Here is a 16,102-nt window from a genome sequence, read left to right as displayed (position 1 = left end):
TGGTTCTACACGTCGATTATTCGAGCTTCCAGACATACTGCATTTTTGTCGTTGACTGCACGGGTTTACCGTCGGCCATGGCCGGCGTGAAATGGCACAGGCTCCAGGCTTTCACCGTGGCTCTGTCCAGATCCTTGAAACCACTGCCCTTTTCAACAGAAGAATCAATCACGTTGCCATCAGCGCCAATCGTCAGTCTGACAGTCACAGTACCCTCTTCTTCATTACGCAAGGAAGTTCTTGGATACTCCGGCTTTTCGCAATTCCCGGCGATTTTGGCGCTGGTATGGGCGGGTGGGCCTGACTCGCCGGTAGTCGACGGTTGAGCTACAGACGTCGGCAAATCGTTGGTCGGCGGTTTGACGTTGGTGACGGCAGCAATCACATTTTCCTGTGGCGGCGGCGTTACCTTTACCTCGGGTGGAGGTACGAACGGTGGCGGCGGCGCAACCGATTTTGGCGGCGGCGGTACCGGCTTGTCCGGTGGTGGCGGCGGTGGTGGCGGCTTGATCTCCTCGATGATCTTGGTTTCGACCGGCTGCTGAATCACTTCAACAACTTTGCGGGCGAGCCCGGTAACCAGCGCATAAACTAGAGCTACATGCAGAAGAACCACCACGCTGATGCCAACTACATTCTTGGAAGGGTTTCTCCCATCCTGCGTGAAATCCATGCCTCTTTCCTCCGATACTACATTATTCAATTGCCAGAACTGCCTGCAATCTGATGAGTGAACTACTGCCCAAATACGATAGCGCAAAAACCATACCAGCCATGGTGAGCTATTCCGGCATTTTCATTGCAAATTCTACAAAATACCGACCTACCATCACCGAATTTAAGCGCATCTATAAATACTACATCAATGATTCCCAAAAACAGCAGAAAGATGCCACTTAACTTACGTATTCGGAAAAGCCAAAACCACCTGGAAACTTCCCAGGTGGTCTGCTTACGAATAGTACTTAAGCCAATCGCTTCCCGCTATCAGAAGAATTGATAGTTGGCGCGGACGAAGAACGCACGGCCAATTGGGTCACCGTAACGCGCATCGTAACCATATTGGAAGTTATCGGTGACGTTAGACGATGGCGGGTCGGTGTTCAACAGATTCTTGATACCGGCAGTCAAGGTCAGGTTCTTGAAGCCAGTGTAGGAAGCTGACACGTTGTAACGTGTATAGGAGCCGACTTCGTGAGTGTTGTGCTGCTTGTCGATCAGGCCGCCGTTTTGATCGCGGTAACCAGTCGAGTACACCTGTTGCAACATTGCATTCCAAGGACCTTTGGCCCAGTTCAATGTTGCAGTATGGCGCCAGCGGAAAATCGGACCGCCGTTGGCATACACTGCCAGATTGTTCTGGTAAGCGCCGCCAGCTTCAGTCTGATAGTCATACTGGGTGATGTAAGTACCATCCAGCGACAGACCGAAATCGCCCCATGCAGTCTTCGGCAGACGCCATCCGAAGCCCAGGTCGAAACCGGAGGTGTGGATATTGCCCAGATTGACGTTGGTGTCAACGATGTATTTCAGGGAACCATCGGCATTGCGGACGAAGTTCGCTGCGTACTTGACTGGGTCAGCAAAAATATCTTGTTCCGAGATCACGGAGATCTGGTTCTTGATCTTGATGTTGAAATAGTCGATCGATGTCGTAACGTTCGGCAGCGGCTCAGCCACCATACCCAGCGTGAACGAAGTCGATTTTTCCGGCTGCAGCTTGGTGTTGCCACCGATGAAACGGAAGAACTGCTGGTTACAATCGCGCGAAGCATTGCCACCTGCACCTACGTTGCCGCCTGGGCACAAAACTGGGTCGTTGTAAGCGCTTTGTGTATAGGTCGTCGAGTTCGGATCATGCAGTTCGTACAGGCTCGGAGCGCGGAAACCGGTGCTGTAGGTGGTGCGGAACATCAGCTGCTTGGCTGGCTGCCAGCGCAAGGAAGCCTTAGGATTCAGCGTGCCGCCTACATCGCTGTAGTTGTCGTAGCGAGCAGCGACGTTCGCCTCGAGGGTCTTGAAGATAGGCACGTTCAATTCGGTAAACACCGCCTTGACATTACGGCTGCCCGACGAAGACTGGGCTGTCGAAGAACCGGTACTTTGCGACAGATCGGCCACGCTGTGGTCGACGTTGAAGTTTGCCTTTTCCTTACGCAGTTCGCCGCCGAAAGCGAAACCAACGCCGCCTGCAGGCAATTGGAACAATTCACGGCTGGCAGTGAAGTCCAGAGTCGTGACTGTCGTCTTCGCATCTTCATAAACACCCTTTACCTGGGCATTGTTCAGATAGGCCTGGCCAGCTGCATCCTGCGCACCAAACGGATTGATGACGCCGCTCAACATACCGGCTTTAACCAGGTCGTTGTTCAGGTAACCGCGAATCAGATTGTCGTTAGCCTTGCTCATGGCATAAGCCAGACCGGTCTTGTAGTCCCAGCCGGCGACTGTGCCATCCAAGCTCAGCAACAGACGATCGGTAGTGTTTTTGGACTCTGTGACGCGAGCGCCGGTAGCTTGGGAGCGCCAGTTCAGGGCCAATGGACCACCGCTGGCTGTGCCTGGCGTGATGCCATTGCCTGGATAGTAACGGCTGTTCGGATTGATCACGTAGTCGCCGCTGCCGCCGTCATAATTCGCGCTGGAAAAGACGTCAGGAGCAACGTAAGTCCTGATCTTGCTTTCTGAGTGCAGGTATTCGACCGATGCGGTATTGTCCGCGTTCAGCTTGAAACTGCCCTTGCCCAGGACAGCAATTTCTTCTGTCTTTGGCACGATGCCGATAGCGGCCTGGGTGTTGTAACGGCAGATGCCGCCTTTAGCGTTATAGGCATAAGGAGGATTGCTGCAGTTTGGCGTCCCGGCGTACGGATTGGTAAATGTGCCGGTGTTGATATCGGTGTAGTTGCCTGGCATCGCATTCGCGCTGCCGGTATTGAGGCCGATGCCAGGATTCTGGCCGCCTGGGGCCGAGAAGCTGCGGTCAGCTGCCTTGACGGCATTCTGTGTGTGGTAGTCGATCACGCCAAAGAAGTTGTAGCCGTCTTTGTCCAGATCGCCCATGCCGCCCGACAAGTTGAAACGTTTTTCAGCAGCGCCGGCTTGTTGCGGCAGGATGCCTTCGGCGCTCAGGTTGAGGCCGGTGTACGAACGCTTGGTGATGAAGTTGATTACGCCGCCGATAGCATCGGTACCGTAAATCGCAGATGCGCCGTCGCGCAGAACTTCGACGCGGTCCAGCGCTGCAATTGGTATCACATTCAGGTCGACTGCGGAGCCGTCAAACGCGGCATTCGCCAGGCGACGGCCATTCAGCAGCACCAATGTCTTGTTGGAGCCCAGACCACGCAAGTCGGCGGAAGAACCTACGGTCTTGCCGGCGCCGACGTTGGAAGAGGCTGTGAATTGTGTTTGATTGCCTGAGATACTGGACAAGACTTCAGCGGCAGTAGTAGCGCCAGTCTTGACAAAATCGTCGGCTTTAATCGTTGTGATTGGCGAAGCGCCTTCGGAGGCAACACGCTTAATCGACGAGCCTGTAATTTCGACTCGTTGTATTTGTTGCGGTGAATCGTCCGTCTTCGTCTCCTGCGCCTGCACCGAATGGGCCAACAGACCTAGCCCAACAGCGACGCCGCCCGAGAACATCAATCGCAGCGAACGTGGCAATCCCCGTTCCTTCATCATAACCAAACTCCCTATGGGTAAAAGTTAGAGTTGAAATTTAAGTTTTTGTAGTGAATCTAAGTACGATTTGTTAATCGCCTTCTGAGCGATGCGTCAAAAATCTTTTGCACAACAACGACCAAAAAGCAGATTTCTTTCGCGAGTAAAACAGTGCTACATGGTCATCCTTCTGGTACCAATTTGTGATTGTTTGCCAGAAACATTTCCACTAAAGACTACAAGCAAAAAATATGCCACAAGTTTTAATGCAGCTAAAATAGTGTATCCTAAAAAAAATAAAAACAGCATTTAATTTGGACAACGCCTGCGAACTGTTGCTTATATACGCCAAATAACAAATACGCATATAAGTATAAGTAAAGTCACATAGGTCGATTTAATGGCGAAACTACGCCATTTCGCGGGCGATTTAGGCCTAGAATGCGGAACATTTAACTGCCCTGTGGCAAGAAAATAGAGACTGGATTATGTGGAACTTTAAGCAAATTACGCAATCGTGCATTGCACCAATAATGCTCATTTCGTGCATCGCAGGTGCAGCATTTCCTGCTCAAGCTGGCAACAATCCGGCGGATCCGTCCAAAGTGGTGCGCGTTGCATTGCAGGCTGCGGATGACGGTTTCGACCTGGTACATACCTACAACGCCTATTCCGCATGGATAGGCGAGGCCATTTTTGAACGCTTGCTGACCTACGACTATCTGGCGCGGCCATCCAAACTGATCCCAGGAACGGCGGAAGCCATGCCGGAAGTGAGCGATGGCGGCAAGACCTACGTTTTCCACATCAAGAAGGGGATTTACTTTGCCCCCGACCCTGCTTTCAAGGGCGTACGCCGCGAACTGACTGCCGCGGACTATGCGTATACCTTCAAGCGCTTCCTCGATCCGAAGAACCGCTCTCCCTCTGCCAACGTATTGCAAGGCAAGATCGCCGGCATGGACGAACTGATCGCCTCGGCGAAGAAAACCGGCAAATTCGACTACGACGCGCCGCTCAGCGGCCTGCAAACGCCCGATCGTTACACCCTGCGGATAACGCTCAACGCCCCGGACTACAACTTCCTGTACATCATGGCGTTCGTCGGCCTGGGCGCACAGGCGCGCGAAGCGGTGGATACCTATGGCGACCGGACTCCCGCCCATCCGGTCGGCACCGGCCCCTACATGCTGGAACAATACGTACCGCGCAGCAAAATCGTATTGGTCGCCAATCCTGAATACCGCGGCTACACCTGGGACTTCAAATCGTCCGGCTCGGCCTGGGACGACCAGTTGGTGCGCGACATGAAGGGCAAGAAAATGCCCCAGGTCGGCCGCGTCGAGGTCAACATCATCGAAGAAGAACAATCGCGCTGGCTGGCGTTCCAGGGCAAGCAGATCGACTTCGACTACCTGCCCCAGGCAGCCGCCCCTACCGTCCTCGACGGCAAAAAACTGAAGCAATCGTTCATCGACGAAGGCATCCGCCTCGACACCATCACGGAAGCAGGCGTGGTCTACACTTTCCTGAACTTCAAAGACCCGCTGATCGGCGGCAGCAGCCTGGAAAAGAACGCCCTGCGGCGCGCCATCGCGATGGCTTACAACATCAACGATGAAATAAGCCAGGCGCGCCTGGGCCTGGCGGTGAAAGCGGAAATGGCGATACCCGAAGGCGTGCTCGGCCATGACCCCAGCTATCGCAACAGCATTGCCTACGATCCGGCACTGGCAAACAAATTGCTTGACCACTTTGGCTACAAACGCGGCGCCGACGGTTATCGCACCCTGCCCGACGGCAAGCCGCTGACCTTGAAAATTGCCACGGAAGCCAGCGCGATCAGCACGGTATTCTCGGAAATATGGAAGCGCGGGCTAGATAAAATCGGCATCCGGGTCGAATTCAAGGTCAGCAATTTTGCCGACAACCTGAAGGCGGCGACCGAATGCAAACTGATGATGTGGAACGGCTCGTGGACTGCTGACTACCCTGAAGGCGACAATTTCATGCAGCTGCTGTACGGTCCGAATGTGGGGCAAGGCAATAACGGCTGCTATAGCTCGCCTGCCTTCGACGCCCTGTATGTCAAGGCCAAGGCGCTACCGCCTGGGCCGGAACGCAACCAGCTGTATATCGAGATGAGCCGGCAGATGGAAGCCGATACCGCCTGGGTGCTGACAACGTCGCGTTTGCGCAACTGGATGATACGGCCGTGGGTCAAGGGCTTCAAGCGCCACCCCATCCTGCAGGCCGACTGGGAGTACCTCGATGTTGAAAAACACTGAGCGCCTATCTATCTTTTTGCGCGGGATTCTGTAGTATGCCGCCTTAACCTGGAACGTACGGCCGTCATCGGCCCCACAACTAAACAAAACAGGAGACAACCCACATGAACAGGTTTCAACTAAGCAGAGCAGGCGCACACTATTTCATCTTGATGGATTGCTAAGTAAAAACAGTACCAGTCGCGCATTCGCTACCCGCCATAGTGCGCGATGTCATTGGAAATGACACTATTTTGGCTAAAGATAAGCAATCTTAGGCACAAGAGAATAATCACCTGCTCAAAAGGCAATGAAAAATGCATCGTAAATTATCGAATCTGCTTGGCTTTAAAAAAGTATTGATAGGGCAAATGCTGGTTGTCGCGGCGTTTGCGGGCGGCGCCAACAGCGTCCATGCCGGCACCAATCCAGCCGATCCCACCAAGGTCATACGCAATGCCTTCGAAGCAGCGGACGACGGCTTCGACATGGTACGCACCCAGAACTTCTATTCGGGCTGGGTCAGCGAGGTCATCTTTGAACCCTTGCTTACCTACGACTATCTGGCGCGTCCCGCCAAACTGACACCAGCTGCCGCTGAAGCGATGCCGGAAATCAGCGAAGACGGCAAGACTTACACCTTCCATATCAAGAAGGGCATCTACTTCTCTCCCGATCCAGCCTTCAAGGGCGTACGCCGGGAATTGACCGCCGAAGACTACATTTACACCTTCAAGCGCGTCCTGGATCCTAAAAATCGGTCGCCGTCCGCAAATTTCGTGGCGGGCAAGATTGTCGGGCTGGACGAATTGGCCGCCCAGGCGCAAAAAACCGGTCATTTCGACTATCAGACACCGATCGCCGGCCTGCAAGCGCCCGACCGTTACACCTTGAAAGTGGTCCTGAACGCCAAGGATTACAATTTCCTGAACGTGGTCGCCTACTCTGCATTTGGCGCCATGGCGCACGAGGTGGTCGATGCCTACGGCCAGCAAAGCGGCCAGCATCCGGTCGGCACAGGCCCTTACATGCTGGAAAAATACGTCCCGCGCAGCAAAATCATCCTGGTCGCCAATCCCGAGTACCGCGGTTTCACCTGGGATTTCAAGCCATCCGGCGACGCCATCGATAAGAAGATCGTCAAAGACATGCAAGGCAAGCGCATGCCCCAGGTCGGCCGGGTCGAGATCAGCATCATCGAAGAAAACCAGTCGCGCTGGCTCGCGTTCCAAGGCAAGCAGATCGATTACGACAAGATCCCTGAAGTAGCCGCATTCAGCGCGCTGGATGGCGACAAGCTCAAGCCTGACTATGCCGACCAAGGCATACAGCTGCAGCGCGTGATCGACGCCGGCATTACCTATACCGTCCTGAACATGAAAGACCCGGTCATTGGCGGTTACACCAATGACAAGATTGCATTGCGCCGTGCAATTGCAATGGCATATAACAACAAGGAAGAAGCAACCCTGCTGCGCAGCGGCCAGGCCACCAAGCTGGAAATGATCATTGCACCTGGCGTCGGCGGTTACGATCCTAAATATCGCAACAGCATCGACTACAACCCGGCGCTGGCCAACAAGCTGCTCGACCACTTTGGCTACAAGCGCGGCGCCGATGGCTACCGCACCATGCCGGACGGCTCCCCTCTGCTGTTGAAATCCACCAGCAACCAGGGCGGCATCAACCAGGAGTTATCCGAACTGTGGAAACGCGGGCTGGATCTGATCGGCATCAGGACCAAATTCATCGTCAGCAATTTTGCCGACAACCTGAAAGCCGCTACGTCCTGTGAATTGATGATGTGGGGTGCGGCCTGGAATGCCGACTATCCTGAAGCAGAAAATTTCCTGCAATTGCTGTACGGCCCGAACTCGGGCCACGGCAACCACGGCTGCTATCAATCTCCCGCCTATGACGCTCTCTACGTGAAAGCGATGGCGCTGCCGCTCGGTCCCGAGCGCGATCAGATCTATCAGCAAATGAATCGGCAAGTCGAAGCGGATACTGCCTGGGTTTTGAATACGGTAAGGATTCGCAACTGGATGGTGCGTCCATGGGTCAAGGGCTTCAAGAAGCACCCGATCCTGCACGCCGAATGGCAGTACATCGACGTCGACAAGCATTAAGCCGCCTATTCAGCAATTGACAAGACACCCTGCTCCGGCAAGCCTATCAGCCTGCCGCAGTCCGAATTTAGCTAGAGATTTATGAAGGAGACAAATGGTATGAACTCGCTTTGGTTACGCGGGATATTGGTTGCGTGTTTAGCGTGTGCCCTGCCGATGCATGCATCGGCCGCGGCGGCGCCGATTTCACCAGCTGATCCCGACAAGGTATTGCGCTTCGTCTTCGTGGCGCCGGAAACCGGTTTCGATCCGGCCGTGACGCGCGACCTCTATTCGCAGCTGGTGAATCAATCGGTGTTTGAAACGCTGTTCGCCTACGAGTACCTGGCCCGTCCAGCCAAGCTGATGCCTTCGGCGGCTGCGGCCCTGCCGGAAGTCAGCACCGACGGCATGACTTATACCATCCACCTGAAAAAAGGCATCTACTTTGCCGATGATCCGGTGTTCAACGGCAAGAAGCGCGAACTGACCATGGCCGATTTCGTCTACGCGTGGAAACGCCTGTTCGATCCGCAGCTGGCTTCGCCGCAAACCTGGCTGCTGGAAGGCAAAGTGGTCGGCCTCGACGAAGTCGCCGCGCAAGCCAAGAAAACCGGCCATTTCGACTACGACGCCAGCGTCCCCGGCTTTGAACTGCTGGATCGCTACACCCTGCGCATCCACCTGAAACAACCCGACTTCAACCTCGGCATGATCCTGGCGCACCAGCCGACCAGCGCCGTGGCGCGTGAAGTCATCGAGAAATACCGCGACGCCCAGGGCACCGTGATGGGGCATCCGGTAGGCACCGGCCCTTACATCCTGAGCGAGTGGGTACGCGGCTCGCGCATGGTGTTGACCGCCAACCCAGACTACCGCGGCTACACCTGGGATTTCCAGCCCAGCACCGACCCTGGCGACGCCGCCATCGTGGCCAAGATGAAGGGCAAGCGCATGCCGCAAATCGGCCGCGTTGAAATCAGCGTGATGGTGGAAGACCAGTCGCGCCTGCTGGCCTTCGAAGGCGATGAAGTCGACATCACTGAATTGCAAGGTCCGCTGGCGCCGCAGGTCATGTCCGGCGGCAAGCTGAAACCGGAATTCGTCAAGCGCGGCGTGCAGCTGTCGCGCATCGTCGACCCTGAAATCAGCTATTTCTATTGGAATATGCAGGATCCGGTAGTGGGCGGCATGAGCAAGGAAAAAATCGCCCTGCGCCGCGCCATTTCCATGGCGCACAATGTGCGCGAAGAAATCAAGGTAGTCTGGAACGACGAAGCCATTCCGCTGGAATACCCGATCCCGCCAGGCGTGGTCGGCTACGACCCGGATTACAAGAGCAGCATCCAGTACGAACCGGAAGTCGCCAATGCCCTGCTCGACAAATTCGGCTACAAGATCGGCAAGGATGGCTACCGCACCCTGCCGGACGGCAAACCGCTGACGATACGCTACTCGGCTCGCGCCGACTCCAACGGCCAGCAGCAGTCGGAAATGTGGAAAAAAACCTACGACACCATCCACATCCGCATGGTCGGCGACCTCAAGACCTTCCCCGACCTGCTCAAGGCGGAAAAAGAGTGCCAGATACAAACGCGCACCTCGCCGTGGATTGCCGACTATCCCGACGGCGACAACTTCATGCAATTGTTCTACGGGCCTAACGTCGGCCAGAATAACAATGGCTGCAACAAGATCCCCGAATACGACGTGCTCTACGCCGCTTCCCAGAAGCTGCCGGCCGGCCCGGAACGCGACCTGCTGTATCACAAGATGGCGCGCATCCTGGAAGTCGATGCGCCGTCCCGCATCGGTTATGCCCGCTACCGCAACATGATCGCGCAGCCGCGCGTGATCGGCTACAAGAAGCATCCGGTCATGCCTACCGAATGGATGTATTTCGACATCGAAAAACGACCTAAATAAAACACCGCGGAGCGGGACGGCCAAGCGTCAGCTGCCTCCCGCCTGCTTTCCAAACACTGTTCATTTTCACTCGGCCCATATTTGAGGTAATGCATGAAAACATCGTCACTTTTCTTGCCGGTCACCACAGCGTTCTTCACGCTGATGATGAACCAGGCAGTCGCCCAAGGCGCACAGCGGCCCTTGATACCGCTGTTGCAGGCGGATCAGATCCCCACACTCTGCAGCAACACGCTGGACGGCCTGCGCAAGCGCGTCGCCACGCTGGAGAAACTGCCGCCGGCCCGCGCCAGGGACAGCAAGAAAGTGCTGACCGAATGGAACGACCTGCAAATCGCACTGGAAGACCTGCAAGGCCCGGTCGACATCCTCAACAACGTTTCGCCTGACGCAAAAGTCCGCAGCACCACCGAAGCCTGCCTGATCGAAACCAACAAGTTCGCCACCGACCTGCTGCAAAGCGAGAAGCTGTACGCCCGCTTCAAGGCCATCCAGCCGACCGACCCGGTCGAACAGAAACTGCGCCAGGACATCCTGTACAGCTTCGACGACACCGGCGTTTCCCTGCCGCCTGCAAAGCGCGCCCGCATGAAGGAAATCCTCGACAAGCTGGGCGAGCTGAGCCAGGAATTCGCGCGCAACATCCGCGACAACAACCAGAAACTGACTTTCACGCCGGCCGAACTGCAAGGCATGCCTGCCGCCTACCTGGCCCGCGCCAAGCGCGACGACAAGGGCAACTACCTGCTCGGTTTCGAATACCCGGACTACAAGCCGTTCATGGAATCGGCGGATAACAGCGATGCGCGCCGCCGCTACCAGATTGCCTTCGCCAACCACGGCACGCCGAAGAACCTGGAGATCCTGAAACAGGCCATGGACCTGCGCCATGAAATGGCCGGCCTGTTCGGGCTGTCCAGCTATGCCGACCTGGTGACACGCCGCCGCATGGTCAAGAATCCGCAAACCGTGGAAAAATTCCTGAGCGAAGTACAGACTGCGGTCACCCAGCTGGAAATCAAGGAAATCGAAGAACTGCGCGTATTCAAGTCGGAAACCCTGAAGACGCCGCTGGCCGACACCAAGCTGGAGCGCTGGGATTCGGATTACTGGCAGCAGAAGATCAAGCAGGCGCGCTACAACGTCGACCAGGAAGCCCTGCGCAAGTACTTCCCTAGCGAAGCTGCCGTGCCTTGGATCCTGCATGTCTCCGGCGCCCTGTACGGCGTCGAATTCAAACGCGTGGAAGTGCCGGTCTGGGATCCTGAAGTCCAGTACTACGACGTCATCGACAGCAAGAGCAAAGAACGCATCGCCGGCATCTATCTCGACCTCTATCCGCGTGAAGGCAAATACGGCCATGCCGCCGCCTGGGGTACGCGCGGCGTCAGCACGCTGGCCCACCGCACCCCGGTCTCGACCCTGGTCACCAACCTCGACCGCAACGGCTTGAACAGCGACGAACTGGAAACCCTGGTGCATGAATTCGGCCACGTCCTGCACGGCGTGCTGTCGCACACCAAATACGTGGCGCAAGCCGGTACCAATGTCGAACTCGACTTCGTCGAAGCGCCTTCACAGATGTATGAAGAGTGGGCCCGCCGCAAAGAATCGCTGACCCTGCTGGCCGGCTTCTGCAAGACCGCCTGCCCGACCATCGACGACGCCCTGCTGGCACGTCTGACCGCGGCCCACAACTACGGCCGCGGCATACGCTATGCGCGCCAGCTGCTGTACGCGAGCTACGACATGACCGTCCACAACAACAAGGCGGACAAAGAACAGCCGCTGGCAGTCTGGCAGCAGATGGAGGGCGCGACGCCGCTGGGCTATGTCCCCGGCACCGAATTCCCGGGCCAGTTCGGCCACCTGATGGGCGGCTACGCGGCAGGCTATTATGGCTACATGTGGTCGGAAGTGCTGGCGCTGGACATGCTGTCGCGCTACAACGGCAAGCTGATGAACCCGGAAGTCGGCCATCTGTACCGCCAGGACATCCTCTCGCGCGGCGCTGAAAAGCCGGCCGGCGAGATGGTCAGCAGCTTCCTCGGCCGCGAGCCGAACAGCAAGTCATTCTTTGACGAAATTTCAGGCCAGCGCCTGCATTAAGCCTGACTAAGGAACCATCATGACCGCTTATATCCTGCGCCGACTCTGGCAAATGCTGCCGACCATGCTCGGCGTTATCGTACTGGTATTTTTCCTGTTCAACTGGGTCGGGGGCGACCCGGCCTACATCCTGGCAGGGAAGATGTCGAACCCGCAACAGATCGCCAACATCCGCACCCAGCTCGGCATCGACCAGCCTTACTACATCCAGCTGTGGATCTTCATCAAGCAGATCGTCACCTTCAACTTCGGCACCAGCTGGAGCACCGGTGAATCTGTCGCCAACGTGATCCTGACCCGCCTCGGCCCGTCCATGACCGTGCTGATCCCGCTGACCATCCTGGAAACCCTGATCGCCGTGGCGCTGGCGCTGGCCGTGGCCTTCGTGCGCGGCTCCAAGACCGACCGCATGGTGATGGTGGCTTGCACCGTCGGCATGTCGATCAGTATCCTGGTCTACATCATCCTGTTCCAGTACTGGTTCGCCTACAAGCTGGGCATGTTCCCGGTGCAAGGCTGGGGCAACAGCTTCGCGGAAAACCTGTTCCATTATTCGGCCCTGCCGATCCTGATCATGCTGGCGGTCAGCATCGCCCCCAGCTTGCGCCTGTACCGCACTTTCGTGCTTGACGAAGTCAACCAGGATTACGTCCGCACCGCGCGCGCCAAAGGCGTCAAGGAACGTCGCATCCTGTGGGTGCACGTGTTGCGCAACGCCGCTATCCCGATCATCACCAACGTCATGTCGAACCTGCCGGCCCTGCTGATCGGCGCCTTCCTGATCGAGCGCTTCTTCTCGATTCCAGGCATCGGCCGCGAAGTGATCCTGGCGGTTGAACGCAGCGATTTCCCGGTGATCAAGGCGATCACGATCTATGTCGCCGCCGCCACCATGATATTCAACCTGTTGACTGACTTGCTGTACCAAGCCGTCGACCCACGCGTTCAACTGAAGTAGGAGCCGCCATGACTCAAAGTATCCATTCGGCCCCTACCCAAGCGGCGCCGGCAAGCACAGTAGCTCTCAATGCTGCTCCCCAGACTCACTCACCAGGCCTGTGGGCCCTGGCCTGGCGCCGCCTACGCGCCGACCGCGTGGCGATGGCGGCAATGGCCGTGGTCGGCCTTTACCTGGTCATGCTGGCGCTGTCCGCCAGCGGCCTGATCGCCGGCGACTGGTCGAAGGAAGTCGGCGTCAATTACGCGCCGCCGACTTTCCTGGGCGCGCAAACCGACGCCGAACGCGGCTTCGCCGACAACGACGCGGCGGCGGAAGCGCCGCCGCCGGAAAACCCGGTCGATCCGCTGCGCGACATCCTGCGCGACCTGCGCAAGAGCGGCACGGCGGCAGCGCCGCCGCCGGTGATCGCCAACGACTACGGCATCGCCGACCCGCTCGCTGCCGAAATGGCTGAAATCCGCGCCGAGCTGGCCAAGAAAGGCAGCAGCGCCACCCTGATCCGCAAGCAGACGCTGCCGTTCGGCGCCGACAAGTGGGGTCACGACATCATCAAGAAAACCGTCAAGGGCGCGGAAACCTCGATCATCGTCGGCCTGGTCGCAGCCTTGCTGGCGGTCGCCCTCGGCACCATTTTCGGCGCCGTCTCCGGCTACTTCGGCGGCTGGATCGATGATGCGTTCAACTGGTTCTACAGCATCTTCACCTCCATCCCTTACCTGCTGCTGATCCTGGCAGTGGCCGCGGTGCTGCAGCAAAAGGGCGTGACGGCGATCGTGCTGATCCTCGGCCTGACCGGCTGGACCGGCACCTACCGCCTGATCCGTGCCGAATACATGAAGCACAAGTCGCGCGAGTACGTGATGGCGGCGGACGCCATCGGCGCCAGCCACTGGAGCAAGATGTTCGGCCATATCTTCCCTAACGTCAGCCACGTGTCGCTGGTGCAGCTGTCGATCTCGGTGGTCGGCTTCATCAAGTCGGAAGTGATCTTGAGCTTCCTCGGTTTCGGCGTGCCGGTCGGCGTCGTTTCCTGGGGCAGCATGCTGAACGAAGCGCAAAACGAATTAATTCTGGGTAAGTGGTGGCAGCTGGCGGCTGCGAGTATCGCCATGGCGATCCTGGTGACAGCGTTCTCGCTGTTCACTGACGCGCTGCGCGACGCCCTCGATCCGAAGCTGAAATAGGAGACATCATGGATTCCAGTAACCACAACAAACAAGACAGCGCGCATCCACTTTTGCGCGTGCGCGACCTGCGCGTGAGTTTCCGCAGCGATAAAAAGACCATGGTGGAAACCGTCAAGGGCGTCTCCTTCGACATTCCGCACAACACCACCGTGGCCCTGGTCGGCGAATCGGGCAGCGGCAAATCGGTCAGCTCGCTGGCCGTGATGGGCCTGCTGCCGAAGGATAACTCCAGCATCGCTCCCACCAGCGTGCTCGAGTTCGAAGGCCGCAACCTGCTGGCGATGTCGCCGGATGAGCGGCGCGACATGTGCGGCAAGGAAATCTCGATGATTTTCCAGGAGCCGATGACCTCGCTCAATCCGGTCTTCACGGTCGGCTTCCAGATCGGCGAAGTGCTGCAGCTGCATATGGGCATGAACGCCAAGCAGGCGCGCGCCCGCGCCATCGCTCTGCTGGAAGAAGTCGGGATTCCCTCGCCTGCCACCAAGATCGACGCCTATCCGAGCCAGATGTCGGGCGGCCAGCAGCAGCGCGTGATGATCGCCATGGCGATCGCCTGCGAACCGAAACTGCTGATTGCCGACGAACCGACCACCGCGCTGGACGTCACCATCCAGAAGCAGATCATCGACCTCATCGAAGCGCTGCGCAAGCGCCACAAGATGTCGGTGCTGTTCATTACCCATGACCTGGCGCTGGTCGGCGAAATCGCTGACGAAGTGATCGTCATGCGGCATGGCGAAGTACGGGAAAAAGGCGATGTCCGCCAAATCTTTGAAGCGCCGCAGGATCCCTACACCAAGGCGCTGCTGATGTGCCGCCCTTCGCTCGATACCCGTCCATGGCGTTTGCCGGTGATCAGCGACTATATGAACAACGGCGTGAACGGCGGCAACGGCAGCGGCGCCGAGCTCGATCTGCGCGAACGCTCGCGCGGCTGCAGCGGCCAGGAAGACACCTTGCTGGACGTGCGCAACCTGGGCAAGAGCTTCTATTTCCGCGAGGGCCTGTTCGGCCGCAAGGAATTCAAGGCGGTGCAGGATGTTTCCTTCAAGCTGGCGCGCGGCAAGACCCTCGGCGTGGTGGGCGAATCCGGTTCCGGCAAGACCACGGTCGGCCTGACCCTGATGCGCCTGCACCAGGCGACGTCCGGCCAGGCGCTGTTCGAAGGCAAGGACATCATCGGCATGTCCAACAAGGATTTCATGGCCTACAAGCGCCGTATCCAGATCATCTTCCAGAACCCGTACGCCTCGCTCAATCCGCGTTTCACCATCGGCCAGATCCTGCTGGAGCCGATGCGCATCCACCAGATCGGCAGCGACGACAGCGAGCGCACCGAAATGGCGATGCAGCTGCTGCAAAAGGTCGGCTTGCCGCAGCAGGCCTATCACCGCTATCCGCACGAATTCTCGGGCGGCCAGCGGCAGCGGATCGCGATTGCGCGTTGCCTGACCCTGCGTCCGGAAATCCTGGTGTGCGACGAGTCGGTGTCGGCGCTGGACGTCTCGGTGCAGGCGCAGGTGCTGAACCTGCTGCAAGACTTGCAGGAAGAATTCGGCATGAGCTACATCTTCATCTCGCACGATCTGTCGGTAGTCAAATACCTGGCCGACCAGGTGATGGTGATGCATCAGGGTAAAGTGGTGGAACTGGCCAACTCGGACGAGCTCTATCACAACCCGACGCATGCCTACACGCGCCAGTTGCTGAGCGCGATTCCGCGCGGCCTGCAGAACTAAGCCGGCCAGTCTCTCGCGAACGCAGAGACCTTAAACGGGGTGCAAGCAGCGCTGCAAGGCGCGGTTTGCACCCCGTTCCCGTTTACATACGGTACGCACATGGAGTAATTGACGCGCCGATTTTTTCGTTATAGCG

General features: G+C 57.5%; 10 protein-coding genes. 8 read left to right on the top strand and 2 right to left on the bottom strand.

Going from position 1 to position 16,102, the window contains the following annotated elements:
- Positions 1-16: 16 nt before the first annotated feature.
- Positions 17-673, bottom strand: a complete 657-nt coding sequence (locus tag KHU30_RS18965; RefSeq protein ID WP_098495915.1) for an energy transducer TonB — start codon at positions 671-673, stop codon at positions 17-19.
- Between the two features lie 53 nt (positions 674-726).
- On the opposite strand from KHU30_RS18965, the gene KHU30_RS18960 reads away from it, so the two are divergent.
- Positions 727-900, top strand: coding sequence for a hypothetical protein (locus tag KHU30_RS18960; RefSeq protein ID WP_211444168.1), 174 nt, complete (start codon positions 727-729; stop codon positions 898-900).
- An 87-nt stretch (positions 901-987) separates the two neighbouring features.
- Here KHU30_RS18960 and KHU30_RS18955 read toward each other — a convergent pair whose 3' ends face one another.
- The gene (locus tag KHU30_RS18955) at positions 988-3,648 is read right to left on the bottom strand and encodes a TonB-dependent receptor (protein WP_230411561.1); all 2,661 of its coding nucleotides are present in this window, start codon (positions 3,646-3,648) and stop codon (positions 988-990) included.
- A gap of 551 nt (positions 3,649-4,199) precedes the next feature.
- Between KHU30_RS18955 and KHU30_RS18950 the strand changes: the two genes are divergently transcribed.
- From KHU30_RS18950 to KHU30_RS18920, 7 genes are all read left to right on the top strand, one after another.
- A complete protein-coding gene (locus KHU30_RS18950; protein ID WP_230427461.1) occupies positions 4,200-5,954 on the top strand; it encodes an ABC transporter substrate-binding protein in 1,755 nt (584 codons plus the stop codon).
- Between the two features lie 296 nt (positions 5,955-6,250).
- A complete protein-coding gene (locus KHU30_RS18945) occupies positions 6,251-8,062 on the top strand; it encodes an ABC transporter substrate-binding protein (protein WP_211444165.1) in 1,812 nt (603 codons plus the stop codon).
- A 99-nt stretch (positions 8,063-8,161) separates the two neighbouring features.
- Positions 8,162-9,967 (top strand): ABC transporter substrate-binding protein, encoded by a 1,806-nt coding sequence (locus tag KHU30_RS18940; RefSeq protein ID WP_211444164.1) that lies wholly within the window; start codon positions 8,162-8,164, stop codon positions 9,965-9,967.
- A gap of 93 nt (positions 9,968-10,060) precedes the next feature.
- Positions 10,061-12,076, top strand: coding sequence for a M3 family metallopeptidase (locus KHU30_RS18935; protein WP_211444163.1), 2,016 nt, complete (start codon positions 10,061-10,063; stop codon positions 12,074-12,076).
- Positions 12,077-12,095: 19 nt separating this feature from the next.
- Entirely contained in the window at positions 12,096-13,034 is a 939-nt protein-coding gene (locus KHU30_RS18930; RefSeq protein WP_211444162.1) for an ABC transporter permease, read from the top strand.
- Between the two features lie 8 nt (positions 13,035-13,042).
- Positions 13,043-14,221, top strand: a complete 1,179-nt coding sequence (locus tag KHU30_RS18925; RefSeq protein ID WP_230427460.1) for an ABC transporter permease — start codon at positions 13,043-13,045, stop codon at positions 14,219-14,221.
- Positions 14,222-14,229: 8 nt separating this feature from the next.
- A complete protein-coding gene (locus KHU30_RS18920) occupies positions 14,230-15,966 on the top strand; it encodes an ABC transporter ATP-binding protein (RefSeq protein WP_211444161.1) in 1,737 nt (578 codons plus the stop codon).
- Positions 15,967-16,102: the final 136 nt, after the last annotated feature.

Source organism: Collimonas humicola (assembly GCF_018304945.1).
GTDB classification, from domain to species: Bacteria; Pseudomonadota; Gammaproteobacteria; order Burkholderiales; family Burkholderiaceae_D; genus Collimonas; species Collimonas humicola.
This window is presented reverse-complemented; position numbering and strand designations above follow the sequence as displayed.

Excerpts from the sequence above, each read along its gene's own strand:
- KHU30_RS18965 (WP_098495915.1), bottom strand. The coding sequence starts at position 673 with ATGGATTTCACGCAGGATGGGAGAAACCCTTCCAAGAATGTAGTTGGC.
- KHU30_RS18960 (WP_211444168.1), top strand. The coding sequence starts at position 727 with ATGAGTGAACTACTGCCCAAATACGATAGCGCAAAAACCATACCAGCC.
- KHU30_RS18955 (WP_230411561.1), bottom strand. The coding sequence starts at position 3,648 with ATGTTCTCGGGCGGCGTCGCTGTTGGGCTAGGTCTGTTGGCCCATTCG.
- KHU30_RS18950 (WP_230427461.1), top strand. The coding sequence starts at position 4,200 with ATGCTCATTTCGTGCATCGCAGGTGCAGCATTTCCTGCTCAAGCTGGC.
- KHU30_RS18945 (WP_211444165.1), top strand. The coding sequence starts at position 6,251 with ATGCATCGTAAATTATCGAATCTGCTTGGCTTTAAAAAAGTATTGATA.
- KHU30_RS18940 (WP_211444164.1), top strand. The coding sequence starts at position 8,162 with ATGAACTCGCTTTGGTTACGCGGGATATTGGTTGCGTGTTTAGCGTGT.
- KHU30_RS18935 (WP_211444163.1), top strand. The coding sequence starts at position 10,061 with ATGAAAACATCGTCACTTTTCTTGCCGGTCACCACAGCGTTCTTCACG.
- KHU30_RS18930 (WP_211444162.1), top strand. The coding sequence starts at position 12,096 with ATGACCGCTTATATCCTGCGCCGACTCTGGCAAATGCTGCCGACCATG.
- KHU30_RS18925 (WP_230427460.1), top strand. The coding sequence starts at position 13,043 with ATGACTCAAAGTATCCATTCGGCCCCTACCCAAGCGGCGCCGGCAAGC.
- KHU30_RS18920 (WP_211444161.1), top strand. The coding sequence starts at position 14,230 with ATGGATTCCAGTAACCACAACAAACAAGACAGCGCGCATCCACTTTTG.